Annotated in this window: 21 protein-coding genes and 4 pseudogenes; 13 read left to right on the top strand and 12 right to left on the bottom strand. The window is 59.2% G+C overall.

All coding sequences use genetic code 11. From position 1 onward, the window contains the following. Positions 1-16 precede the first annotated feature (16 nt). The 7 genes from ispD (at position 17) to rpoS (ending at position 6,027) form a co-directional block, all read left to right on the top strand. A complete protein-coding gene (gene ispD / locus ACKLKD_RS00320; protein WP_025712820.1) occupies positions 17-727 on the top strand; it encodes a 2-C-methyl-D-erythritol 4-phosphate cytidylyltransferase in 711 nt (236 codons plus the stop codon). Further along, on the top strand, positions 727-1,206 hold the full coding sequence (gene ispF, locus ACKLKD_RS00315) for a 2-C-methyl-D-erythritol 2,4-cyclodiphosphate synthase (protein WP_004181093.1): 480 nt from the start codon (positions 727-729) through the stop codon (positions 1,204-1,206). Before ispD ends, ispF begins: the two co-directional genes overlap by 1 nt. After that, on the top strand, positions 1,203-2,252 hold the full coding sequence (gene truD / locus ACKLKD_RS00310; RefSeq protein WP_087804575.1) for a tRNA pseudouridine(13) synthase TruD: 1,050 nt from the start codon (positions 1,203-1,205) through the stop codon (positions 2,250-2,252). Before ispF ends, truD begins: the two co-directional genes overlap by 4 nt. After that, positions 2,233-2,994 carry a 5'/3'-nucleotidase SurE gene (gene surE, locus ACKLKD_RS00305; protein ID WP_080924666.1) on the top strand — a complete coding sequence of 254 codons (762 nt, stop codon included), beginning with the start codon at positions 2,233-2,235 and terminating at the stop codon, positions 2,992-2,994. Before truD ends, surE begins: the two co-directional genes overlap by 20 nt. Further along, positions 2,988-3,614 carry a protein-L-isoaspartate(D-aspartate) O-methyltransferase gene (locus ACKLKD_RS00300; protein ID WP_002915108.1) on the top strand — a complete coding sequence of 209 codons (627 nt, stop codon included), beginning with the start codon at positions 2,988-2,990 and terminating at the stop codon, positions 3,612-3,614. Before surE ends, ACKLKD_RS00300 begins: the two co-directional genes overlap by 7 nt. 125 nt (positions 3,615-3,739) lie before the next feature. Further along, on the top strand, positions 3,740-4,876 hold the full coding sequence (nlpD, locus tag ACKLKD_RS00295; RefSeq protein ID WP_025712818.1) for a murein hydrolase activator NlpD: 1,137 nt from the start codon (positions 3,740-3,742) through the stop codon (positions 4,874-4,876). A 158-nt stretch (positions 4,877-5,034) separates the two neighbouring features. After that, positions 5,035-6,027, top strand: coding sequence for an RNA polymerase sigma factor RpoS (gene rpoS / locus ACKLKD_RS00290; RefSeq protein WP_002915106.1), 993 nt, complete (start codon positions 5,035-5,037; stop codon positions 6,025-6,027). Positions 6,028-6,079: 52 nt separating this feature from the next. Here the strand turns inward: rpoS and ACKLKD_RS00285 are convergent, their stop codons facing one another. Both ACKLKD_RS00285 and ACKLKD_RS00280 read right to left on the bottom strand, forming a co-directional pair. Then, positions 6,080-6,457, bottom strand: coding sequence for a hypothetical protein (locus ACKLKD_RS00285; RefSeq protein ID WP_025712817.1), 378 nt, complete (start codon positions 6,455-6,457; stop codon positions 6,080-6,082). After that, a pseudogene (locus ACKLKD_RS00280) lies at positions 6,454-7,642 on the bottom strand (MFS transporter). The gene ACKLKD_RS00285 and the pseudogene ACKLKD_RS00280 overlap by 4 nt, the downstream one beginning before the upstream one ends. Before the next feature lie 108 nt (positions 7,643-7,750). Between ACKLKD_RS00280 and ACKLKD_RS00275 the strand changes: the two are divergent. Further along, entirely contained in the window at positions 7,751-8,638 is an 888-nt protein-coding gene (locus tag ACKLKD_RS00275; protein WP_025712815.1) for a LysR family transcriptional regulator, read from the top strand. Between the two features lie 8 nt (positions 8,639-8,646). Here ACKLKD_RS00275 and ACKLKD_RS00270 read toward each other — a convergent pair whose 3' ends face one another. Beyond that, positions 8,647-9,054, bottom strand: a complete 408-nt coding sequence (locus tag ACKLKD_RS00270; protein WP_025712814.1) for a MarR family winged helix-turn-helix transcriptional regulator — start codon at positions 9,052-9,054, stop codon at positions 8,647-8,649. Positions 9,055-9,227: 173 nt separating this feature from the next. Here ACKLKD_RS00270 and ACKLKD_RS00265 point away from each other — a divergent pair, with 173 nt between their 5' ends. From ACKLKD_RS00265 to ACKLKD_RS00250, 4 genes are all read left to right on the top strand, one after another. Next, entirely contained in the window at positions 9,228-9,821 is a 594-nt protein-coding gene (locus ACKLKD_RS00265; RefSeq protein WP_025712813.1) for a non-oxidative hydroxyarylic acid decarboxylases subunit B, read from the top strand. Next, positions 9,821-11,248, top strand: a complete 1,428-nt coding sequence (locus tag ACKLKD_RS00260; protein ID WP_080924665.1) for a non-oxidative hydroxyarylic acid decarboxylases subunit C — start codon at positions 9,821-9,823, stop codon at positions 11,246-11,248. Before ACKLKD_RS00265 ends, ACKLKD_RS00260 begins: the two co-directional genes overlap by 1 nt. A 10-nt stretch (positions 11,249-11,258) precedes the next feature. Continuing rightward, the gene (locus tag ACKLKD_RS00255; RefSeq protein ID WP_025712811.1) at positions 11,259-11,495 is read left to right on the top strand and encodes a non-oxidative hydroxyarylic acid decarboxylases subunit D; all 237 of its coding nucleotides are present in this window, start codon (positions 11,259-11,261) and stop codon (positions 11,493-11,495) included. A 337-nt stretch (positions 11,496-11,832) separates the two neighbouring features. Next, on the top strand, positions 11,833-11,985 hold the full coding sequence (locus tag ACKLKD_RS00250) for a Hok/Gef family protein (RefSeq protein WP_002915097.1): 153 nt from the start codon (positions 11,833-11,835) through the stop codon (positions 11,983-11,985). Between the two features lie 116 nt (positions 11,986-12,101). Here the strand turns inward: ACKLKD_RS00250 and mutS are convergent, their stop codons facing one another. The 9 genes and pseudogenes from mutS to ACKLKD_RS00205 form a co-directional block, all read right to left on the bottom strand. Then, positions 12,102-14,663 carry a DNA mismatch repair protein MutS gene (gene mutS, locus ACKLKD_RS00245; protein ID WP_004151059.1) on the bottom strand — a complete coding sequence of 854 codons (2,562 nt, stop codon included), beginning with the start codon at positions 14,661-14,663 and terminating at the stop codon, positions 12,102-12,104. 268 nt (positions 14,664-14,931) lie between these two features. Then, positions 14,932-15,279 carry a DUF1493 family protein gene (locus ACKLKD_RS00240; RefSeq protein WP_025712810.1) on the bottom strand — a complete coding sequence of 116 codons (348 nt, stop codon included), beginning with the start codon at positions 15,277-15,279 and terminating at the stop codon, positions 14,932-14,934. Then, positions 15,276-15,397 (bottom strand): annotated as a pseudogene (locus ACKLKD_RS00235) (STM2901 family protein); the annotation flags it as partial. The gene ACKLKD_RS00240 and the pseudogene ACKLKD_RS00235, both read right to left, overlap by 4 nt. After that, positions 15,397-15,465, bottom strand: a pseudogene (locus ACKLKD_RS00230) (type VI secretion system tube protein Hcp); the annotation flags it as partial. The pseudogenes ACKLKD_RS00235 and ACKLKD_RS00230, both read right to left, overlap by 1 nt. A 280-nt stretch (positions 15,466-15,745) precedes the next feature. Further along, complete coding sequence (locus ACKLKD_RS00225; protein WP_087804571.1) at positions 15,746-16,525, bottom strand: heme ABC transporter ATP-binding protein; 780 nt, start codon at positions 16,523-16,525, stop codon at positions 15,746-15,748. Further along, positions 16,518-17,513, bottom strand: a complete 996-nt coding sequence (locus ACKLKD_RS00220; RefSeq protein WP_025712808.1) for a FecCD family ABC transporter permease — start codon at positions 17,511-17,513, stop codon at positions 16,518-16,520. The genes ACKLKD_RS00225 and ACKLKD_RS00220 overlap by 8 nt, the downstream gene beginning before the upstream one ends. Further along, complete coding sequence (locus tag ACKLKD_RS00215; protein ID WP_025712807.1) at positions 17,513-18,331, bottom strand: heme/hemin ABC transporter substrate-binding protein; 819 nt, start codon at positions 18,329-18,331, stop codon at positions 17,513-17,515. The genes ACKLKD_RS00220 and ACKLKD_RS00215 overlap by 1 nt, the downstream gene beginning before the upstream one ends. Further along, positions 18,328-19,359 carry a hemin-degrading factor gene (locus tag ACKLKD_RS00210; protein ID WP_025712806.1) on the bottom strand — a complete coding sequence of 344 codons (1,032 nt, stop codon included), beginning with the start codon at positions 19,357-19,359 and terminating at the stop codon, positions 18,328-18,330. Before ACKLKD_RS00210 ends, ACKLKD_RS00215 begins: the two co-directional genes overlap by 4 nt. A gap of 72 nt (positions 19,360-19,431) precedes the next feature. Beyond that, positions 19,432-21,794, bottom strand: a pseudogene (locus tag ACKLKD_RS00205) (TonB-dependent receptor domain-containing protein). A gap of 215 nt (positions 21,795-22,009) precedes the next feature. On the opposite strand from ACKLKD_RS00205, the gene ACKLKD_RS00200 reads away from it, so the two are divergent. After that, the gene (locus ACKLKD_RS00200) at positions 22,010-22,303 is read left to right on the top strand and encodes a SelT/SelW/SelH family protein (RefSeq protein ID WP_080897120.1); all 294 of its coding nucleotides are present in this window, start codon (positions 22,010-22,012) and stop codon (positions 22,301-22,303) included. Positions 22,304-22,338: the final 35 nt, after the last annotated feature.

Below are 22,338 nucleotides of genomic sequence, written 5' to 3'. Positions count from 1 at the left end.
GGCCCAGGATTACAACATGGCAGCCACTTTTCCGGGCGTTTGCGCCGTGGTGCCGGCAGCCGGTTTTGGCCGCCGCATGCAAACGGAATGCCCGAAACAATATCTCTCAATCGGTAACAAAACGATTCTCGAACACGCGGTTGCCGCGCTGCTGGCGGATGCGCGCGTCCAGCGCGTGGTCATTGCCGTCAGCCCCGGCGATCGGCGCTTCAGCCAGCTACCGCTGGCGCAGCACCCGCAAATTACCGTCGTCGATGGCGGCGCCGAGCGCGCCGATTCCGTGCTCGCGGGCCTGCAGGCGTTGCCGGAGGCGCAGTGGGTGCTGGTGCATGACGCCGCGCGCCCCTGCCTGCATCAGGACGATCTCAGCCGCCTGCTGGCGCTCTGCGAAACCAGCCGCGTCGGCGGCATCCTCGCGGCGCCGGTGCGCGACACCATGAAGCGCGCCGAGCCGGGTAAAACCGCCATCGCCCATACCGTCGATCGCAATGACCTGTGGCATGCGCTCACCCCGCAGTTTTTCCCTCGTGAGCTGCTGGTGGATTGCCTCACCCGCGCGCTGAACGAGGGGGCGACCATCACCGATGAAGCCTCGGCGCTGGAGTACTGCGGCTTCCATCCGCAGTTGGTCGCCGGTCGCGCGGATAATATTAAAGTGACGCGCCCGGAAGACCTGGCGCTGGCAGAATTTTACCTCACCCGTTCCCGACACCAGGAGAAAGCTTAATGCGAATTGGACATGGTTTTGACGTACACGCTTTTGGCGGTGAAGGCCCAATCATTATTGGCGGGGTACGCATTCCTTATGAAAAAGGGCTGCTGGCCCACTCCGACGGCGACGTCGCGCTGCATGCGCTGACCGACGCGCTGCTGGGCGCCGCGGCGCTCGGCGATATCGGCAAACTGTTCCCCGATACCGACCCGGCGTTTAAAGGCGCTGATAGCCGCGAACTGCTGCGCGAAGCATGGCGCCGCATTCAGGCCAAAGGCTATACGCTCGGCAACGTCGACGTCACCATTATCGCCCAGGCGCCGAAGATGTTGCCGCATATTCCGCAGATGCGCGTCTTTATCGCTGAAGATCTCGGCTGCCATATGGACGACGTCAACGTAAAAGCGACCACCACCGAGAAGCTCGGCTTCACCGGTCGCGGGGAAGGGATCGCCTGCGAAGCGGTCGCGCTGCTGCGTAAGGCCGACAAATGATCGCTTTTGACCAACTGACCTGGCTGCACGGCAAGCCGCAGAGCAGCGGGTTGCTGAAAGCCAACCCGGAAGATTTTCTGGTGGTGGAAGATTTGGGCTTCGCCCCGGATGGCGAAGGCGAACATGTGCTAGTGCGGATCCTGAAAAACGGCTGCAACACGCGCTTTGTCGCCGACGCGCTGGCGAAATTCCTCAAGATCCACGCGCGGGAAGTGAGCTTCGCCGGGCAGAAAGATAAGCACGCGGTCACCGAGCAGTGGCTGTGCGCCCGGGTGCCCGGCAAAGAGATGCCGGACCTGAGCAAATTTCAGCTCGAGGGCTGCCAGGTACTGGAATATGCCCGCCATAAGCGTAAGCTGCGTTTAGGCGCGCTGAAAGGCAACCAGTTTACCGTGATCCTGCGCGAGATTAGCGATCGGCAGGACGTGGAGACGCGTCTGCAGGCCATCGCTGAACGGGGCGTGCCGAACTATTTTGGCGCGCAGCGCTTCGGCATTGGCGGCAGCAACCTGCAGGGCGCGCTGGGCTGGGCGGAGAGCGGCGCGCCGGTGCGCGATCGCAATAAGCGCAGTTTTTGGTTGTCGGCGGCCCGCAGCGCGTTGTTTAATCAGCAAGTCAGTATTAGATTAAAAAAAACGGAATTTAATCAGGTTGTTGATGGCGATGCGCTACAATTAGCGGGGCGTGGGAGCTGGTTTGTCGTCACACCGGAAGAACGAGAGGTTTCGCAGGCGCGGGTGCATAACCGCGAGCTGATGATCACGGCTGCGCTGCCGGGCAGCGGCGACTGGGGCAGCCAGCGCGATGCGCTGGCTTTCGAGCAGGCCGCTATCGCCGAGGAAACCGCGTTGCAGGCGCTGCTGGTACGGGAGAAAGTCGAGGCGGCGCGCCGGGCGATGCTCCTCTATCCACAGCAGCTTAGCTGGAACTGGTGGGATGACGTAACCGTTGAACTGCGTTTCTGGCTGCCGGCGGGCAGCTTCGCCACCAGCGTGGTCAGGGAGCTTATCAATACAACGGGTGACTATGCGAATATTGCTGAGTAACGATGACGGGATCCATGCGCCGGGGATACAGACCCTGGCGAAGGCCTTAAGGGAGTTTGCCGAGGTCCAGGTGGTTGCACCCGATCGTAACCGCAGCGGGGCCTCAAATTCGCTGACGCTGGAATCATCCCTGCGTACATTTACCTATGAAAATGGCGACATCGCCGTGCAGATGGGGACACCGACGGACTGCGTCTACCTGGGCGTGAACGCGCTGATGCGCCCGCGTCCGGACATCGTCGTTTCCGGAATTAATGCCGGCCCCAACCTGGGCGATGACGTCATCTATTCCGGTACCGTGGCCGCGGCGATGGAGGGGCGTCATCTGGGGTTCCCTGCGCTGGCCGTGTCGCTCAACGGCTACCAACATTATGACACCGCGGCGGCGGTAACCTGCACTCTCCTGCGCGGCCTCAGCCGCGAACCGCTACGTACCGGGCGGATCCTCAACGTCAATGTCCCGGACTTGCCCCTTGATCAGATCAAAGGCATCCGCGTGACCCGCTGCGGCAACCGTCACCCGGCGGACCAGGTGATCCCGCAAAAAGATCCGCGCGGCAATACCCTGTACTGGATTGGCCCGCCGGGCGATAAGCGTGATGCCGGGCCGGGTACCGATTTTGCGGCAGTGGATGAAGGCTATGTTTCCGTGACGCCATTGCACGTCGATTTAACCGCCCATCAGGCGCATGAGGTGGTCACCGATTGGTTGGAACGTGTCGGGGTTGACGGGCAATGGTAAGTAAACGTGTTGAAAGTTTGTTGAATCAACTGCGCACGCAGGGCATCGTCGATGAGCGTGTCCTCGAGGCGATCGCGCTTGTCCCGCGCGAAAAGTTTGTTGATGAAGCCTTTGAACATAAAGCGTGGGAAAACACCGCGCTGCCGATTGGCCAGGGGCAGACCATCTCCCAGCCGTACATGGTGGCGCGGATGACCGAGCTGCTGACGCTGACGCCGGAATCGCGCGTACTGGAGATCGGCACCGGTTCCGGCTACCAGACGGCAATTCTGGCGCACCTGGTGCATCACGTTTGCTCGGTAGAGCGAATTAAGAGTTTACAGTGGCAGGCGCGTCGTCGCCTGAAACAACTTGATTTACATAATGTTTCAACCCGTCATGGCGATGGGTGGCAGGGTTGGCAGGCGCGGGCGCCGTTTGATGCCATTATTGTGACGGCGGCGCCGCCGGAAATACCGACCGCGCTGCTGGCGCAGCTGGATGATGACGGCGTGCTGGTGCTGCCGGTCGGCGAAGAGCATCAGTTTCTCAAACGGATCCGTCGCCGGGGCAACGAATTTATCATTGATACCGTCGAGGCCGTTCGCTTTGTTCCTCTGGTGAAGGGGGAGCTGGCCTGAGACCCGGATTATTCCAGGTTTTTTTTGCCTGACTTTAGGCGTAGGGTGGACACATTTTTCAGTGTCCTGGCCGGGCGCCGCCCGGTAAGCAAGATATTGGCAGTTAACATATTCCTGGGGGATAAATGAGCGCGGGAAGCACCAAATTTACCGTTAGCCGTATTGCGGCTCTTTCACTGGTTTCACTCTGGCTGGCCGGATGTAGCAATACCAATAATCCGCCGGCGCCGGTCAGCTCTGCCGGCGGTGCCGCCTCTTCCAGCACCAACTCCGGCATGTTGATTACGCCGCCATCCTCCGGCGTGAAGTCCGCTCCACAGGCACAGCCGATCCAGCCGGTGCAGACCCAGACCATTCAGCCGCAGCCGACGCCGATGGCCCAGGAGCCCGTGCAGACGGTAAATGGCCGGATTGTTTACAACCGCAAATATGGCGATATTCCGAAAGGTAGCTATACCGGCGGCAGTACCTATACGGTAAAACGCGGTGACACACTGTTCTATATCGCCTGGGTCACTGGCAACGATTTCCGCGATCTGGCGCAACGCAACAACGTCCCGGCCCCGTACGCGTTGAACGTCGGTCAGGTGCTGCAGGTCGGCAATGCGGCAGGTCAGCCGATCACCGGTGAAAACGCCGTTTCTCAGGCCAGCGCAAGAGCGAGCGGCGGTGCGACGGCCAGCACAACTTCTGCACAAAAATCCACCGCGGTGGTTGCTTCACAACCGACTATTACGTATTCTGAATCTTCAGGTGAACAGAGTGCTACCAAGATGTTGCCTAATAATAAACCAGCGACCACAACCACAACGGTTGTCGCGCCGGTAACGGCACCCACAACGGTGAGCACAACCCAGCCGACTGCAAGCAGTACGTCAACCAGTTCGCCGATCTCATCATGGCGCTGGCCGACTGATGGCAAAGTTATCGAGAACTTTAGTGGCGCGGAAGGCGGCAATAAAGGTATCGACATTGCAGGCAGTAAGGGACAGGCTATTGTCGCGACCGCCGATGGGCGCGTCGTCTATGCCGGTAACGCACTGCGCGGCTACGGTAATCTTATTATCATCAAACACAACGATGATTACCTGAGTGCCTACGCTCATAACGATACCATGCTGGTTCGGGAGCAACAGGAAGTCAAAGCGGGGCAGAAAATCGCTACCATGGGTAGCACCGGAACCAGCTCAACAAGATTACATTTTGAAATTCGTTACAAGGGGAAATCCGTCAACCCGCTGCAGTACTTACCGCAGCGATAATTTGGCAAAGTACGGATAAGCGAAGCATCAGCTAACAGGCGCCAGGGCGGTGTCTATGCGCCTCTCACCGAGAGGAGTAGGGGAAATCGTCCAGGCGTCTTTTGTTGATGTGCCGTGGAAGGTGCTTTGCTCAGGGATCACGGGTAGGAGCCACCTTTATGAGTCAGAATACGCTGAAAGTTCATGATTTAAATGAAGACGCGGAATTTGATGAGAACGGAATTGAGGTTTTCGACGAGAAGGCCTTAGTAGAAGAGGAACCCAGTGATAGCGATCTGGCTGAGGAAGAGCTACTGTCGCAAGGCGCAACACAACGCGTACTTGACGCCACTCAGCTTTATCTTGGAGAGATTGGTTATTCCCCACTGCTGACCGCGGAAGAGGAAGTCTATTTCGCGCGTCGCGCACTGCGTGGTGATGTCGCTTCACGCCGTCGCATGATTGAAAGTAACCTGCGTCTGGTGGTGAAGATTGCCCGTCGTTACAGCAATCGCGGTCTGGCTCTGCTGGATCTGATTGAAGAAGGTAACCTCGGCCTGATCCGCGCCGTTGAGAAGTTTGACCCGGAACGTGGGTTCCGTTTTTCGACCTATGCGACCTGGTGGATCCGCCAGACGATTGAACGGGCAATTATGAACCAAACCCGTACCATTCGTTTGCCTATCCATATTGTTAAAGAGCTGAACGTCTATCTGCGTACCGCGCGCGAGTTGTCCCATAAGCTGGACCACGAGCCTAGCGCGGAAGAGATTGCCGAACAGCTGGACAAACCGGTCGATGACGTCAGCCGTATGCTGCGTCTGAACGAACGCATCACCTCTGTGGATACGCCGCTGGGTGGCGATTCAGAAAAAGCGCTGCTGGACATTCTGGCCGATGAGAAAGAGAACGGCCCGGAAGATACCACGCAGGACGATGATATGAAGCAAAGCATCGTTAAATGGCTGTTCGAACTGAACGCCAAGCAGCGTGAAGTTCTGGCGCGTCGTTTTGGTCTGCTGGGTTATGAAGCAGCTACGCTGGAGGATGTGGGCCGTGAAATTGGCCTGACCCGCGAGCGCGTGCGTCAGATCCAGGTGGAAGGCCTGCGTCGCCTGCGGGAAATTCTGCAGGGGCAGGGGCTGAATATCGAAGCGCTCTTCCGCGAATAAGACGTTTTCTCTCAAAAAGGCCCCCTCGAAAGTCGGGGCCTTTTTCTTTGCGCTAGCCGAGGCGGGTCTCCTGCAGATGGCGCCAGACAATTTTCCCTTCCGCTTGCTGAAAAACCGCCGTCGACCAGCGTACATTTTTACTACCATCCGCCAGCGTTTGGCTTTCACGGTACAGCACTGCGGCGCCGTCGTGCCACTCGCTGATGATTGCCATCCGATCCACGACGATGTGTAACCCCGGACGGCTGCCGCCGGCGTGGTGGAAAAAGTGGCTCACCGTCGGGTGATCCATCTTCTCGCCGCTCAGGGGGATCATGGTGAATTCGGCGGCAAAACGTGTCATCAGCGCCTGCGCGCTTCCTTCTCCCTGACCTAACCAGCGTTCGATAAGAACATGGGCATCAAGGACTTCCTGCAGATAAGGATTCATGATTTCTCCAGCGTAGTGTGCAGGCGATGGACAATCGCCCGATTATTCAGCCGCAGGCAAAACGGCAGCGGCAACAGGGTAATGACGGCGGCGCTGATAAATACCGCCTGCCAGGCACAGGCCGGCGGGTATACCTTCAGCAGCAGGGCGAGCAGCGCGCTGCCGGCAAAGAAGCTGAGCTGGCGGTTAAGATTCCACAGCGCGCTGGCGTCAGGCATCTCTTCGGCAGGCGTATGCAGGAAGGCACTGCTTTGTGCGGTGCTGCTGCATAAGCTGCCGCCGCCGCCCATCAGCGTAAAGGCGAGAATTAACAGCGTCAGCGGGCTGTGCGCATCGATCTTCAGCAGCAACAGGATCCCCGCCGCCTGAAGCAGGCAGCCGATGACTACCAGCGGCCGTGGCCCGAAGCGGTTGAAATACCTGCCGGTAAAGGTGATGGCGGCAAACGAGGCCAGCGACCATGGCGCCATCAGGGCACCGATTGCCCCCGGCGCCATCCCGGTGACGCGTTGCAGGTAGAACATCCCCACCACATTGACACCAATAAACATCCCCGGTACGCAGAGGTAGATCAGCATCGCGAAGCGTAGCAGGGGATCGGCCAGCAGCGACAGCGGGAGAAAGCGAGTCGGGCGAACCGGACCGGGGCTGTCGTTTAGCCATCGCACTGCCAGCGCAAAGGTTAGCAGAGCGACAGGCAGACTGGCGAAAAAGACCCAGCGCCAGCTGAATGCCTGGACTAACAGGCCGCCGATCGCCGGCGAGCAGGCCGACCAGCATCACCGCCGCCGACAGTTTCGCCCGCTCATGCGGCTGATACAGCGGCCAGGTCAGCGCCTGGCCGAGGGGGATTAACAGCCCGCCGCCCATCCCCTGCAGCGTCCGCCATAAAATGAGTTCGCCGAGGCTGTTGGCAAGTCCTGCCGCCAGCGCGCCGAGGCTGAACAGCCCCAGCGAGAGTAAAAACAGCCGTTTCGCCCCCCAGCGCTGGCTGAGCCAGGCGCTGAACGGGACGACTGCCGTGAGTCCGAGAATATAGGCATTGCTGACCCACGCCAGCTGCGAAACCGATACTGCCAGCGCGCGACCGATCGCCGGAAAGGCGATGCTGGCGATGAACATGTTGATTAAATCAAGAAAAAAGCCGAACAGAAAAACGGTGGCAACGCGGTGGCGATAGGTCATGGTTCACTCCCTCAGACTGGCGGCTACTGTAATCCCGCTGCAGCGCAGGATAAACGGGGCTAATCGGGATATACTGTCTGATTATTTTTGACAATCATCCGGACGACGATGCTAAATCTTCAGCGCGTAACCATGTTTATCGCCGTGGTGGACGCCGGCAGTTTCACCCAGGCCGCCGCGGCGCTGGGGCAGACTAAAGCCGTGGTCAGTTTTAACGTGCGGCAACTGGAAAATGAGCTTGGGGTAACGCTCCTGTTGCGTTCGACGCGGCGTCTGCGGCTCACTGACGCCGGGGCGTTGTTCTATCAGCGCGGGGTGGCGCTGCTGAACGCGGCGGAAAATCTACAGGATGAGGTGCGGGCCAGCCATAGCGGCCTAAGCGGGGAGCTGCGGATCACCACCACGCCGGAGTATGGCGCGCAGGTTATTATTCCGGCGCTGGCCGCGTTTGCCCGACGTCATCCGGCGCTGCGGGTGCGCCACGTCTCCTCCTCCCATCATGCAGACCTTATTTCAGAACGATTTGATGTGGCGATACGCCTTGGGACGCTGGCCGATTCCCGCTATCGGGCGACGCGAATAGCCAGTTTCGCGATCCTGCCCGTCGCCTCCCCGGCCTGGCTGGCAAGCCATCCGGTGCAGACGCTGTCCGATCTGGCGCAAGCTGACTGGATTATTCATGAGCGTCTGCCGGCGCCGCTGCGCTGGCAGCTGCGAACGGATCACCAGACAGCGGTGGATTTCGCGATAGCCCGCGCGCCGCGTTTTTCAGCCGACAGCGCTACGGCGTTGATGAGCTTTGCGTTGGCCGGATGCGGTGTTGCCTTGCTGCCGGCGTGGCTGGTAGCCGAAAAAGTGGCGCAGCGGGAACTGGTGTCGCTTCTGCCGGAATACCACTTCCCACAGCAGGGCGTGTATGCTCTTTATCCCGACGCGCAGCATTTGCCGACCCGGGTGCGGGCGTTTATTGACTTCCTGCGCGAGAAGGTCGGTTAAGCGCCCGCTCAGGGCGCCATCATTTTACGTACCAGACGGGAGAACTGCTCGCGCTCGTCATCGCTCAGACGGCCGAGAAACTCGTCATCAACCTCGTTTCCGTGTGGAATCGAACGGTTAAGCAACGCCTCACCTTCTGCCGTCAGATAGACAAAGCGGCGGCGTTTATCAGCCGGATCGTGCTCGCGGCGCACCAGACCACGCGCTTCCATCCGGCTGAGCATCTCCGCCAGCGTGGCTTTAGTGCTGACTGCCGCTTCAATCAGCACAACCTGCTCGATCCCTGGCTGCTCCGCTACTGAGCGCATCACCGCATACTGAGGCTTGGTCAGGTCCGGTAACGCCTGCTGCCAGCGGGCGGTATGTTGCTGAAAAAGCTGGCGTAGCAGGTGGAATGCTTCGTTTCTTAACTCCATGACGACTCCGTAACAAAACTGTCACCTCTATGATAGCTGTTCGTACGTCTTTTTATACCCTTTCTGCGCTTTGATTAAAAATGCGCACGTATACGAACGATCTTGCCAATGCGGTCGGGAGAGGGTAGTTTAAGCACAAAGTTCGTACACGAACAAAAGTAATGAGGTCTTGAATGAAACTGATTGTTGGGATGACGGGGGCCACCGGCGCACCGCTTGGGGTGGCATTACTGCAGGCGCTGCGCGACATGCCGGAGGTGGAAACCCATCTGGTAATGTCGAAATGGGCCAAAACCACCATTGAGCTGGAAACGCCCTGGACGGCACGTGAAGTGGCCGCGCTGGCGGATTTTTGCCACAGCCCGGCTGACCAGGCCGCCACCATCTCCTCAGGTTCATTCCGCACCGACGGCATGATCGTCATTCCCTGCAGTATGAAAACACTGGCAGGCATTCGCGCAGGCTATGCCGAAGGGCTGGTGGGCCGTGCGGCGGACGTGGTGCTTAAAGAGGGACGCAAGCTGGTATTGGTCCCACGAGAAATGCCGCTCAGCACAATCCATCTGGAGAACATGCTGGCCCTGTCGCGCATGGGCGTCGCGATGGTCCCGCCGATGCCAGCCTACTACAACCACCCCGAGACGGTTGACGATATCACCAATCATATTGTGACCCGGGTTCTGGATCAGTTTGGCCTCGACTATCACAAAGCGCGCCGCTGGAACGGTTTACGCACGGCAGAACAATTTGCACAGGAGATCGAATAATGGCTTTTGATGATTTGCGCAGCTTTTTGCAGGCGCTTGATGACCAGGGACAACTGCTGAAAATCAGTGAAGAGGTGAATGCGGAGCCTGATATAGCGGCGGCCGCCAATGCCACCGGACGTATCGGCGACGGCGCCCCGGCGCTACGGTTTGACAACATTCGCGGCTTTACCGATGCGCGGGTAGTGATGAACACCATTGGTTCCTGGCAAAACCACGCTATCTCACTGGGCCTGGCGCCGAATACCCCGGTGAAAAAGCAGATTGATGAGATTATCCGTCGCTGGGATAATTTTCCCATCGCTCCGGAACGTCGCGCCAACCCGGCCTGGGCGGAAAATACTGTTGATGGCGATGATATCAACCTGTTCGATATTCTGCCGCTGTTTCGTCTCAACGATGGCGACGGTGGTTTCTACCTTGATAAAGCGTGCGTGGTGTCCCGCGATCCGCTGGATAAAGATAACTTCGGCAAGCAGAACGTCGGCATCTACCGTATGGAAGTGAAGGGCAAGCGTAAGCTCGGCCTGCAGCCAGTACCGATGCACGATATTGCGCTGCATCTGCATAAAGCGGAAGAGCGCGGCGAGGATCTGCCGATTGCGATCACCCTCGGTAACGATCCGATCATCACCCTGATGGGCGCTACGCCGCTGAAATACGATCAGTCTGAATATGAGATGGCTGGCGCGCTGCGCGAAAGTCCGTATCCGATCGCCACCGCACCGCTGACCGGTTTTGATGTGCCGTGGGGTTCGGAAGTGATCCTCGAAGGGGTAATCGAAGGGCGCAAACGTGAAGTCGAAGGGCCGTTTGGCGAGTTTACCGGTCACTACTCCGGCTGTCGTAACATGACGGTGGTACGTATCGATAAAGTCTCGTATCGCACGAAACCGATTTTTGAATCTCTCTATCTTGGCATGCCGTGGACCGAAATTGACTACCTGATGGGCCCGGTGACCTGCGTACCACTGTATCAGCAGCTGAAAGCGGATTTCCCGGAAGTGCAGGCGGTCAACGCCATGTACACCCATGGTCTGCTGGCAATTATCTCCACTAAAAAACGCTACGGCGGCTTTGCCCGTGCAGTGGGGATGCGGGCGATGACCACCCCGCACGGCCTTGGCTACGTGAAGATGGTGATCATGGTTGATGAAGACGTCGACCCGTTCAACCTGCCGCAGGTGATGTGGGCGCTCTCCTCGAAGGTCAATCCGGCGGGGGACCTGGTACAGTTGCCGAACATGTCGGTGCTGGAGCTCGATCCGGGTTCAAGTCCGGCGGGGATCACCGACAAACTGATTATCGACGCCACCACCCCGGTTGCGCCGGACCTTCGCGGCCACTACAGCCAGCCGGTGCAGGATCTGCCGGAAACCAAAGCCTGGGCTGAAAAACTGACCGCTATGCTGGCCAACCGTAAATAAGGAGAAGAAGATGATTTGTCCACGTTGCGCCGATGAAAAAATTGAAGTCATGGCGACATCGCCGGTGAAAGGAGTCTGGACCGTGTATCAGTGCCAGCACTGCCTTTATACCTGGCGGGATACCGAGCCACTGCGCCGCACCAGTCGCGAACACTATCCGGAAGCGTTCCGGATGACGCAGAAAGATATTGATGAGGCGCCGCAGGTGCCGCACGTACCGCCGCTATTGTCGGAAGATAAGCGTTAATGAAAGGGGCCCGCTAAGTCGGGCCTTTTTATATTTAGTACAATTATGGAAGCTATTTTTTTATTAAATTAAAAAGTTACGTGAAGGGTTAATATACTGGGGTGACTTTGCGAGTCTGCTTCCAGATTATTATAAAAACAGCCTGGTTTAATAATCACTGATAATTTTCTGACCCTCGCGAGTATAGAATAGCGGCGGGTGCTTGAGGCTGTCTGGCCTTGAGCATTACCAGGACCCCAGACAGACGAAAGCCCCAGGAGATATTTCTATCAACTGAGGCTAGCGAATGAACATAGACAATTCAGATGTTAGTCTCTTCTTTGCAGGGAGGCAAGATATGCTGACAAAATATGCCCTTGTGGCAATCATCGTACTCTGTATTACGGTACTGGGATTTACGCTGTTGGTGCACAGCTCACTGTGCGAGCTGAGTATTAAAGAGCGTAATATTGAGTTTAAAGCTGTTCTCGCTTACGAATCGAAGAAGTAGCATCCGCGCGGGGGCAACCCCGCGTATGGATTGTCAGGACGCATCCTCTTGCACCCATTTTATTTGCTAAAACGGCAGCGCTTCGCAGCGCTGCCGTTTTTCACCTTAATGCCTGACTAGACCAGACTTTTCAGACGGTAGATCCACTCCAGCGCCTGACGCGGTGTCAGGGAATCGGGATCAAGATTCTCCAGCGCCTCAACCGCAGGTGAGGTCTCTTCCGGGGCGGCGAGCAACGACATCTGCGTGCCGTCGACCTGGGTAGCCGCCGCGTTGGGCGAGATACTCTCCAGCTCGCGCAGTTTCTGCCGCGCGCGCTTGATCACCTCTTTCGGCACCCCCGCCAGCGCGGCAACCGCCAGGCCATAGCTCTTGCTGGCCGCGCCGTCCTGTACGCTATGCATAAAGGCGATGGTGTCGCCGTGCTCCAGCGCGTCGAGGTGCACGTTGGCTACACCTTCCATTTTCTCCGGCAGCTGGGTGAGCTCGAAGTAGTGGGTAGCGAACAGCGTCAGCGCCTTGATCTTATTCGCCAGATTTTCCGCACAGGCCCACGCCAGCGACAGACCGTCGTAGGTGGACGTGCCGCGGCCAATCTCATCCATCAGCACCAGACTATGCTCGGTGGCGTTGTGCAGAATATTGGCAGTTTCAGTCATCTCCACCATAAAGGTCGAGCGGCCGCTGGCCAGGTCATCCGCCGCGCCGACGCGAGTAAAGATGCGATCGATTGGCCCGATCTCGACCTTCTGCGCCGGGACGTAGCTGCCAATATAGGCCAGCAGCGCAATCAGCGCGGTCTGGCGCATATAGGTACTTTTACCCCCCATGTTCGGCCCGGTGATGATCAGCATCCGCCGCTGCGGCGCCAGCTGTAGCGGGTTAGCGATAAACGGCTCTTTCAGCACCTGCTCGACCACCGGATGACGGCCTTCGCTGATGCGAATGCCTGGCTTATCGCTAAAGGTCGGGCAGCAGTAGTTCAGGGTTTCCGCGCGTTCCGCCAGGTTGACCAGCACGTCCAGCTCGGCCAGTGCGCTGGCGCTGGTTTGCAGGTCGGCGAGATGCGGCAGCAGCAGGTCGAACAGCTCGTCATAAAGCTGTTTTTCCAGCGCCAGCGCTTTGCCCTTGGAGGTCAGCACCTTATCTTCATACTCCTTCAGCTCAGGAATAATGTAGCGTTCGGCGTTTTTCAGCGTCTGGCGGCGCACGTAGTGGATCGGCGCGAGGTGGCTCTGGCCGCGGCTGATCTGGATGTAGTAGCCGTGGACGGCGTTGTAGCCGACCTTCAGGGTATCGAGGCCCAGCCGCTCGCGCTCGCGGATCTCCAGCTTATCGAGATAATCGGTAGCGCCATCGGCCAGCGCCCGCCACTCATCCAGCTCTTCGCTGTAGCCCGGAGCGATGACCCCGCCATCGCGGACCAGCACCGGCGGGGCGTCGATCACCGCGCGCTCCAGCAGTTCGCGCAGTTCGGTGAACTCGCCCATTTTCTCGCGCAATTTTTGCACCGGCTGACTGTCAACGTCGGCCAGCAGCTCACGCAGCAGAGGCAGTTGCTGCAGGGCATGACGCATGCGGGCAAGATCGCGCGGCCGGGCGGTACGCAGCGCCAGACGCGCCAGAATACGCTCCAGATCGCCGACCTGGCGCAGCACCGGCTGCAGCTCGGTATAGCGCTCCTGCAGCGCGCCGATGGTCTGCTGGCGCTCCACCAGCACGGCGGTATCGCGGACCGGCATATGCAGCCAGCGCTTGAGCATCCGGCTGCCCATCGGCGTCACCGTACAGTCGAGTACCGAGGCCAGGGTGTTGTCGGTGCCGCCGGCGAGATTCTGGGTGATCTCGAGGTTACGGCGGGTGGCGGCATCCATAATGATGCTGTCCTGCTGGCGTTCCATGGTGATGGAGCGGATATGCGGCAGCGAGGTGCGCTGGGTGTCTTTGACATACTGCAGCAGGCAGCCGGCGGCGCACAGGCCGCGCGGGGCGTTTTCCACACCGAAACCAACCAGATCGCGGGTGCCGAACTGCAGGTTGAGCTGCTGACGCGCGGTATCGATTTCAAATTCCCACAGCGGGCGACGGCGCAGACCGCGGCGGCCTTCAATCAGCGACGATTCAGCAAAATCTTCCGCATACAGCAGCTCTGCCGGATTAGTACGCTGCAGCTCTGCCGCCATGGTTTCGCGGTCGGCCGGCTCACTCAGGCGAAAGCGCCCGGAGCTGATATCCAGCGTCGCGTAGCCGAAGCCTTTGCTGTCCTGCCAGATGGCGGCCAGCAGGTTGTCCTGACGCTCCTGCAGCAGCGCTTCATCGCTAATGGTGCCCGGGGTGACGATACGCACCACCTTACGCTCGACCGGCCCCTTGGTGGTGGCCGGGTCGCCAATCTGCTCGCAAATGGCCACCGACTCGCCCTGATTGACCAGTTTGGCGAGGTAGTTCTCTACGGCGTGGTGGGGGATGCCGGCCATGGGTATCGGTTCGCCCGCGGAGGCGCCGCGCTTGGTCAGCGAGATATCGAGCAGCTGCGAGGCGCGTTTCGCATCGTCATAAAACAGCTCGTAAAAATCCCCCATCCGGTAAAACAGCAGAATGTCAGGATGTTGCGCCTTCAGCTTGAGATACTGCTGCATCATCGGCGTGTGGGCGTCGAGATTGTCAATTGTGCTCATGGGGTGTTATCCAGATCCCTGATTTTAAATGGCTGCGATTTTGTTGTTTTCGTCGTTATCACATGGATGAGACATAATAACGGAGATGGGCAGGAGAGGGAAACGGACGAAAGCACGCGGCGCGATCCGGATTCCAGTTGCAGAGGGGGCGGGGTATCGTCACAGTGGTTGAATCACCGCCACGCGATCGTTTTCATGCATTACGTTCGCCGTCGATGTTGTTCTGCCTTCTGGCCGCAGACCTCGTTACGACAACGGCTTGTGGTTGCTAGTCGTAAAGCCATTTACCTGCTTTTGCTGATTCGGCAAACATTTTGATGGTTAAAGGTTTACGCGTTTTTTCTACATCTTCTCGTTTTACTTTAAACCACCGAGTTAGCATTGGAGTATTCTCCCAAGGGAAATAACACGACCATTTAACACGGGAAAGATCAACATTAAATTTTTGTTCAAATTTATTTAAAGCGTCATGCAGATCGTCGCCGGGAGCATCAAATAAGTCATAATCAAGTTCCAATGGGATTTCTTTCCAATTTTTATCTAAACGGGTTGAGATCTCATCTTTAAACAAGTCTAAAACCTGATCTTGAATGCTTTTCATTAAAAGGATGTCTATTGTATACGGTCTTTGGGGCGAGCTATTGGTTTGTATTTTCGTGAGTTTTTCTTTAAGCTTGATAAATTGAGTTTACAAGTCTTATCCAACCTAACCACGGAATATAACGGGCGATAACACATCACAACCACCTTTGATTAGTGCCCCACCGTCGTCGTATATCCACATATTACCTGGAATAGCCATGCTTCTTCTTTCCTCTATTATCATTAGTAAGAAAAACAGTGTATCGAGTTGATTAAGCGCAGTAAATAATCAATGTGTCGTTTTTGGATTAATAGGGGAAATATCTTCTCTGTAATGATGGTTTATATTTAAAAATAGCTGTCGTAAATATTTCATTGGGTTATTACGCCATTGGTATAGATTTTAAATATAAATGACCCTCAATAATATAATGCAGGCAATTATTGCCAGAAAGCGTAAGCGCGGCGCGATCCGGATTCCAGTTGCGCCGCGCGGGGGGTTACGGCGCCAGATAAACCTGAGGGGCGGCGTTGTCCGGGTGCTGGGCGAGGCGGACATCCGCCCCGTACCAGCGATGGATAACCGGCTGCTGGATCACCTCCTGCGGCGTGCCCTGGGCAACCAGATTTCCCCGGTTCAGCAGCAGAATGCGGTCGGCCCACAGGGCGGCGAGGTTAAGGTCATGCAGCACCACGCAGACGTGCAGTTGCCCGCCGGCGGTGAGCCATTTGAGCAAACGCAGCAGGTGCTGCTGATAGTAAAGGTCCAGCGCCGAGGTGGGCTCATCGAGAAACAGCCAGCCCTGCGGCGCGCCGTCGCGCCATAGCTGCGCCAGACAGCGGGCCAGCTGTACCCGCTGCTGCTCGCCGCCGGAGAGGCCGGGATAGCGGCGACCGGCAAGGCCATCGCAGCCGGTGACGGCCATCACCGCCGCCAGCACCGCCGGATCCGCCGTCGCGCCCCACGGTGAGCGTCCCATGGCAATGACCGTTTCCACCGTCCAGTCGGCCTGCAGGGCCGTTCGCTGCAGCATGACCGCCCGCCGGCGCGACAGCGCCTCGGGGGACCAGGCCTCCAGCGGCTTGCCTGCAAGATGGCGGGTGCCGCTGTCCGGCGTCAGATAGCCGGTCAACAGGCGCAGCAGAGTGGATTTCCCGGCGCCGTTCGGCCCGATAAGCGCCGTCATCTCGCCGCCGCGCAGCGCGACGGAGACGTTGTCGATAATCTGTCGTTTACCAAGGTGAAGTGACAGCCCCTGGGCGCAGTATGCATTAACCATGTCTGGAGTTCTCCCGACGAAAGACCAGCCACAGAAACCAGGGGGCGCCCAGCAGGCTGGTGAGCAGACCGACCGGTATCTCCGCCGGCGCCGCCACGGTGCGGGCCAGGGTGTCGGCCAGCAGAAGCAGGATCGCGCCGGCCAGCAGCGAGCCGGGGATCAGTCCGCGATGGTCCGGTCCCAGCCACAGGCGCATCAGGTGCGGCACCACCAGGCCGATAAAGCCGATGACTCCGCTGATGGCCACCGCGGCGGCCACCAGCACCGCGCTGCACAGCAGCAGCCAGCGCTGGAGCGCCCGCACGTTGACCCCGAGATAGTGCGCCTCTTCATCGCCGAGCTGTAGCAGATTGAGGCGGGATGCCATCCACCACACCGCCAGCGCCGCCGGGATAATCAAGGTCGCGGCCACCAGCAGCGTCGGCCATTCGGCCTGGCCCAGACTGCCCATTCCCCACAGCGACAGCTGGCGCAGCTGGGCGTCATTGCTCAGCCAGGACAGGACGCCGACCAGCGCGCCGCACAGCGCGTTGATGGCGATCCCCACCAGCAGCAGGCGCGACAGCGAACCCTCCTCCGCCCGACTGAGGATGAAAATCACCACCATCACCGCCAGGCTGCCAATAAACGCCGCCAGCATCGGCATATACAGGGCGATCAGCCCCGCAGCGGAGAACGGGAGCACCAGCCAGCTGGCCACCGCCAGCGCGGCGCCGCTGCTGATGCCCAGCAGACCCGGGTCGGCAAGCGGGTTGCGAAACAGCCCCTGCATCACGCAGCCGGAGAGGGCCAGCGCCGCGCCCACCAGCAGGGCCAGCAGCACCCGCGGCAGCCGGATGGTCAGCCAGATGTGGCGCAGCACCTCATCCCCGGAAGGCAGCAGGTTGATCAGCGGCAAGCGCATGGCGCCGAGGGTGGTGGCGAACAGCGTCAGGGAGACCAGCAGCAGGGTCATCACCAGCAAACGGTGGGCGATGGCAGGGGGCATCAGGGCAACTGCTCCGCTTTGTTCCGCAGGGCGATTATCGCCTGCGGCGTGCGCGGCCCGAAGCCGAGCAGGGCCATGTCGTCGATCGTCAGCAGCTGTTTATGACGCCCTGCCGGGGTCTGCGCCAGGCCGGGCAGTTTCCACAGCCCGGCTTCGCCGCCCATCCCTTTGAGACCATCCGCGGAGATCACCACCAGATCCGCCTGACTGGCGGCCACCCCCTCCTGCGACATGGCGCGATAGTGATCGAACCCCTGCATCGCGTTCTGCAGTCCGGCGGCGCGAATGGCGCCATCGGCCGCGGTGTGCTGTCCGGCCACCAGGGTATTCATTCCGCCATGGCTGAGAATAAACAGCACCCGTTTGGCGGCAGGGCGCGTGGGAATGGCGGCGATCTGCTGCTGGAGCTGCTGGCGCAGCGCGTCGCCCGCCGTCGTTTTGTCTAACGCGTCGGCAATGACCGCCACTTTGTTATCGATCGCGGACAGACTTTCGCCGCCCGGCACGTTAACCACCTTCACCCCGCTCGCCTGTATCTTGTGTAAAACCAGCGAGGGCTGCGCCTGCGCGCTGGCCAGTACCAGCTGCGGGCGTAACGCGAGGATCCCCTCAGCGTTCAGTTGCCGCAGGTAGCCGACGTCCGGCAGCTTCTGCGCGGCGACAGGCCAGGTGCTGGTGCTGTCCCGCGCCACCAGGCTCTGTTCCGCGCCGAGAGCATAGACGATCTCAGTGACATCTCCGCCGAGGGTGACGAGCCGCTCAACGGCGGCGTGGCTCAGCAACGGGAAGACTATGAGAAGCAGTAACCAGCGCATCATGCCGGCAGTCCTTCACGGGTCAGACGGTCTACCTGCTGGCGCCATTGTGCCTGCTCGGGGTGGCCCTCGCTGCGCTGGCCATAGAGCTGGGCAATCTGGGTGCCGTCTTTGGCGAACAGTTCGACGCTGGTGACGTGTCCGTCCGAGGTCGGCTTGCGGGTCACCCACACTTCATCGATGCTCTCCTCGCGCAGATGCAGGGTAAAGGTGGTATTGAAAATATTCAGCCTGCCGCGCATGGGGGCCAGCTTTTCCAGGGCGCCGGTGAAGATCTGCACGCAGCCGCGATTGCCGACGAAAATCATGATTTCATTACCTTCCTGGCGCACCGTCTCCAGCAGCGACGGCAGCGCATGGCGATCAACGCGGCAGGCGAGGTCGTCGCTCACCAGACGGAAAGCCTGCTGGCGGGAAAGCTGATATTTACGCAGCAGGCCGAAGAACTGGTGAACGTCGGTCATCGCGCGCCAGTCGTTCTCCAGGGCGGCACCGTCGGCGGTATCGGCATATTTCACCGGCTCCAGCGGGCGCAGGGCCAGCGGTGCCGGCGCCGCCACCCGATGTTCCGCGATCAGGGTGTCCCAGGCCGCCATGTCGGTCTGCGTGGTCGCATAGACTTTCAGCAGGGCGTCGCCATGGTGGTCGAAAAACTGGATGCTCTGACGACCATTATCGTTCAGATGGAAGGCGCTGGCCCACTGGCTGAGGAACAGGCGCAGATCGAGCGCGCGCGGGTTCAGCACCAGCCCGGCGTGGCCGCTGAGGTGCTGGTGCGTGAACTGGCCCACCTGCTCATGCACGGCATACTCGTTGCGGCAGATGCATTTGGTTTCGCCGACGCGCTCCAGGTCGGCAATCAGCGCCCGGGCGTCATCGCTCAGGCGTACGGCATCGTGGCCGAGGCGGGCGGCGGTCAGCTCGGCTTCGCTGATCCCCATTTCCGCGGCGATATCGCGGGCATATTTCGCGGGGCTGGTCGCTTTGGCGGCCTGGTAGCGCTGCCACAGGTCAGGGTGGGCATTGGGCATAATCATATCCTTACTCGACGATGAATATCCCCGGCCGTTGGGCCGGGGGCAGGTGCGTTATTATTCGGGCAATCAGAAGTCGACGTTGACGCCCAGCTGCCAGGTACGGCCCGGCATCACCGCCAGCGCTTTATCGTTGGCGTCCTGGTTGGTGCCGGTCTCGATATTGCGGCTGCTCAGGTAATCCCAGTATTTACGATCGGTGAGGTTGTAGACCCCGCCATTGAGGCGCACGTTTTTCGCCACCTGCCAGTACGCGGTCCAGTCCAGCATGCCGTAGCCCGGCACGCGCATATAGTCGCTGCTGGCATCGGTGATGGCGGATCCGCTGTTGCTGTAGCTTTCGCGGTTGGTGGCGGTCGCCTGTTTCCCTTTGACAAAAGTTGCCGTCAGGGCGGTGCCGTAGCGTTTCGCCGGATCGTCCCAGGCCACGCCGACGATGGCTTTCATCGGCGCCACGCTGTCGAGGTCGACGTATTTATCGCCGCTGTAGCTGGATTTCGATTTCCCTTCGCTATAGCCGAGGGCGAGGGTGGCGCTCAGACCGTCCACCTGCTCATACCAGGTGCCAAAATTAAATTTAGTGCTGATTTCACCGCCGTAGATATAGGCTTTATCGCGGTTTTCCGCCTGATAAATGGTGTAGATGTTCGACGGCACGTTGGTGAACTGGCCCGGATTATTGGCGCGGGTATAGCGGGTATAGGCGATAAAGTTCTTATAGCTGTTGTAGAACAGCGCGGTGCGCAGGGTGATGCCTTCGGTGACTTCCCCCTTCAGCCCCCACTCGAGATTATCGCTGGTTTCCGTCTTCAGATCGGTATTGCCGATCAGGGCATATTGCTGGCTGCCGGCGTAGCTGGAGCCGAGGTTCCAGGAGCCATACAACTGGCTGGCGTTGGGGAACTGCGCGCCGCGCTGGTACTGCAGGTAGGTCATCAGCCGCGGCGTAATGTCGTACTGGAAGGTCAACGACGGCAGCACCTGGGTATCGCTGTTTTTGCCATACAGATTCGCTACCGACGACTCGGTCAGCACGCTGCTGTTGGCGGCAAGGTCGGACAGATTTTCCGGCTTAGTCGATTGATGCACCACGCGCACGCCGGGAATAATCGCGAAGTTGTGGCTATCGAGATCGAAGTTGATCTTATCCTGGACAAAGCCGCCGAGGGTGTAGCTGCGGCTGTCTGCTTCCGGCTGCATAATCTCGCTGTAAACGCTGGGATCGGCGACTGGCTAAACGGCCGCTGGGTTTTGGTCGTGCTGGCGTTGAAGCCAGCGCTCAGATCGTGGCGGCCCAGGGTTTTCGCCAGCGCGGTCTGCAGGCCCCAGGTGTCGGTGTCGTAGTTGGAGTTCACCGTCTGCATGCGGCGGGTGACGCTGTCCGGCATATAAGTCCAGTCATGGGCTTCAGTATGCTGGTAGTAGATTTTCGTGGAGACGCTGTCGAGGTAGTCGTTCATCGGCGTCCAGTCATCCTTCAGGCTCAAGCCCCAGCGCCGGGTCTGGCTGGTCTGGTTGGCGGTGCCGATGGTGCTGTTGCCGCTGGAGTCCCAGCTATCGTAGTGGGTGTGGTTGGTTTTATGGTAATAGTCGAAGGTGCTGGTCAGCTTGTGCTCATCGTTAGGCTGCCAGATCCCGGAGGCCAGAAAGGCATCGGAGTGCCAGTTCGCCGGGTAGGCATCGACGGTGCCGCTGTTGTTTTCGGTTTCCTGACCGTCACGGCGGCTGTAGACCAAAATTCCGCGCAGGAACTCATCGCCGCCGGCGACGGTCACCCCGTTGTGCCAGCTGCGATCCGCAGAGTCGTAGCCGCTGCGGTAGCCGAAGGCGCTGGTCTTGCCCGGGCGCAGGTAATCATCCGCCGATTTCGGGCGGAAAGAGACATTCCCCCCGATGGCGCTGTTGGCCGTTTCCGTCGAGGTGGCGCCGGACTGAATATCCACGCTGCCGTACATATACGGGTCGATATAATCGCGGCCGATGCCGAAGGTGTTGAGGCCAGCACGGCCGACGTAGCCGCGGCCGGTGGCGTTGGGCTGGGCGATGCCGTCCACGTCGATGCCGACGCGGTTGCTCTCCATGCCGCGAATGTTGTAGCCGGTGTAGCCGCCGCGGTCGAAGCCGCTTTTGCCGTTGCCGGAGCCGCCGCTGGCGCCAGTGGCGCTGATGAGCGGCTCATAGCGCATGATCGAGCCGAAATCGTTAGCGCCTTTATCCTCCAGCTCCCGGGCGCTGATGCTGTGTTCGCTACCGGCTTTCTGTACCGGTGCGGGAGCGGTGACGGTCATTTGTTCCGAGGTGTCATCCACTGCCTCGCCGCTAACGGTGGAAGTATCTGCTGCGACGGCAGAAGTCTGATAAATTGCTGCAAGCAAAGAGGTCACCAGCAGGCGTTTTTTACACCATGCTGCTGACGGAGTCGATGTGTACATAGTCGCCACGCCTTGATCGTTATTAGTATCGGCTCACGCGTTACTTCCAGTGTTGCAGGTTGCTCCGTCTTTTCCGTTGCGGATGCGGTCTTACTCCATTTGTTGATTGCGAATGGTAATGATAGGCATTATCGTTTGCAACAAAATATTGATGTATTCCTCATTTAAACTGCACTTTGTTTACACTTTGCCCTTTCAGACTTAGCGAGACGACGATGAATTCAAAAGCGGCTATCACCATCACCTACTGTTCCCAGTGCAACTGGATGCTGCGCGCCAGCTGGATGGCGCAGGAGCTGTTACATACCTTCAGCACCGATATCGCCTCGGTGACGCTGGTGCCGGGGACCGGCGGGATCTTCACTATTGATATCGACGGCCAGCAGATTTGGGAGCGTAAGCAGGATGGTGGATTTCCGGATGCGGCAGAGCTAAAACGCCGGGTGCGCGATGTCTGCTTCCCGGAGAAGCCGCTGGGCCATGTGGAGAAAGCTGACCGGCAGGAATGAGGATGCCTCTCCGGACGGCAAACGCCCGGAGAGGG

The organism is Klebsiella sp. 10982 (assembly GCF_048589245.1).
In the GTDB taxonomy this organism is placed as follows: Bacteria; Pseudomonadota; Gammaproteobacteria; order Enterobacterales; family Enterobacteriaceae; genus Klebsiella; species Klebsiella quasivariicola.
Note: the sequence above shows the minus strand (reverse complement) of the source record. Positions and strands in the feature narration are given on the sequence as shown.

Bases quoted from the DNA above. Each gene is read 5' to 3' on its own strand.
- ispD (WP_025712820.1), top strand. From the start codon at position 17: ATGGCAGCCACTTTTCCGGGCGTTTGCGCCGTGGTGCCGGCAGCCGGT.
- ispF (WP_004181093.1), top strand. From the start codon at position 727: ATGCGAATTGGACATGGTTTTGACGTACACGCTTTTGGCGGTGAAGGC.
- truD (WP_087804575.1), top strand. From the start codon at position 1,203: ATGATCGCTTTTGACCAACTGACCTGGCTGCACGGCAAGCCGCAGAGC.
- surE (WP_080924666.1), top strand. From the start codon at position 2,233: ATGCGAATATTGCTGAGTAACGATGACGGGATCCATGCGCCGGGGATA.
- ACKLKD_RS00300 (WP_002915108.1), top strand. From the start codon at position 2,988: ATGGTAAGTAAACGTGTTGAAAGTTTGTTGAATCAACTGCGCACGCAG.
- nlpD (WP_025712818.1), top strand. From the start codon at position 3,740: ATGAGCGCGGGAAGCACCAAATTTACCGTTAGCCGTATTGCGGCTCTT.
- rpoS (WP_002915106.1), top strand. From the start codon at position 5,035: ATGAGTCAGAATACGCTGAAAGTTCATGATTTAAATGAAGACGCGGAA.
- ACKLKD_RS00285 (WP_025712817.1), bottom strand. From the start codon at position 6,457: ATGAATCCTTATCTGCAGGAAGTCCTTGATGCCCATGTTCTTATCGAA.
- ACKLKD_RS00275 (WP_025712815.1), top strand. From the start codon at position 7,751: ATGCTAAATCTTCAGCGCGTAACCATGTTTATCGCCGTGGTGGACGCC.
- ACKLKD_RS00270 (WP_025712814.1), bottom strand. From the start codon at position 9,054: ATGGAGTTAAGAAACGAAGCATTCCACCTGCTACGCCAGCTTTTTCAG.
- ACKLKD_RS00265 (WP_025712813.1), top strand. From the start codon at position 9,228: ATGAAACTGATTGTTGGGATGACGGGGGCCACCGGCGCACCGCTTGGG.
- ACKLKD_RS00260 (WP_080924665.1), top strand. From the start codon at position 9,821: ATGGCTTTTGATGATTTGCGCAGCTTTTTGCAGGCGCTTGATGACCAG.
- ACKLKD_RS00255 (WP_025712811.1), top strand. From the start codon at position 11,259: ATGATTTGTCCACGTTGCGCCGATGAAAAAATTGAAGTCATGGCGACA.
- ACKLKD_RS00250 (WP_002915097.1), top strand. From the start codon at position 11,833: ATGCTGACAAAATATGCCCTTGTGGCAATCATCGTACTCTGTATTACG.
- mutS (WP_004151059.1), bottom strand. From the start codon at position 14,663: ATGAGCACAATTGACAATCTCGACGCCCACACGCCGATGATGCAGCAG.
- ACKLKD_RS00225 (WP_087804571.1), bottom strand. From the start codon at position 16,525: ATGGTTAATGCATACTGCGCCCAGGGGCTGTCACTTCACCTTGGTAAA.
- ACKLKD_RS00220 (WP_025712808.1), bottom strand. From the start codon at position 17,513: ATGCCCCCTGCCATCGCCCACCGTTTGCTGGTGATGACCCTGCTGCTG.
- ACKLKD_RS00215 (WP_025712807.1), bottom strand. From the start codon at position 18,331: ATGATGCGCTGGTTACTGCTTCTCATAGTCTTCCCGTTGCTGAGCCAC.
- ACKLKD_RS00210 (WP_025712806.1), bottom strand. From the start codon at position 19,359: ATGCCCAATGCCCACCCTGACCTGTGGCAGCGCTACCAGGCCGCCAAA.
- ACKLKD_RS00200 (WP_080897120.1), top strand. From the start codon at position 22,010: ATGAATTCAAAAGCGGCTATCACCATCACCTACTGTTCCCAGTGCAAC.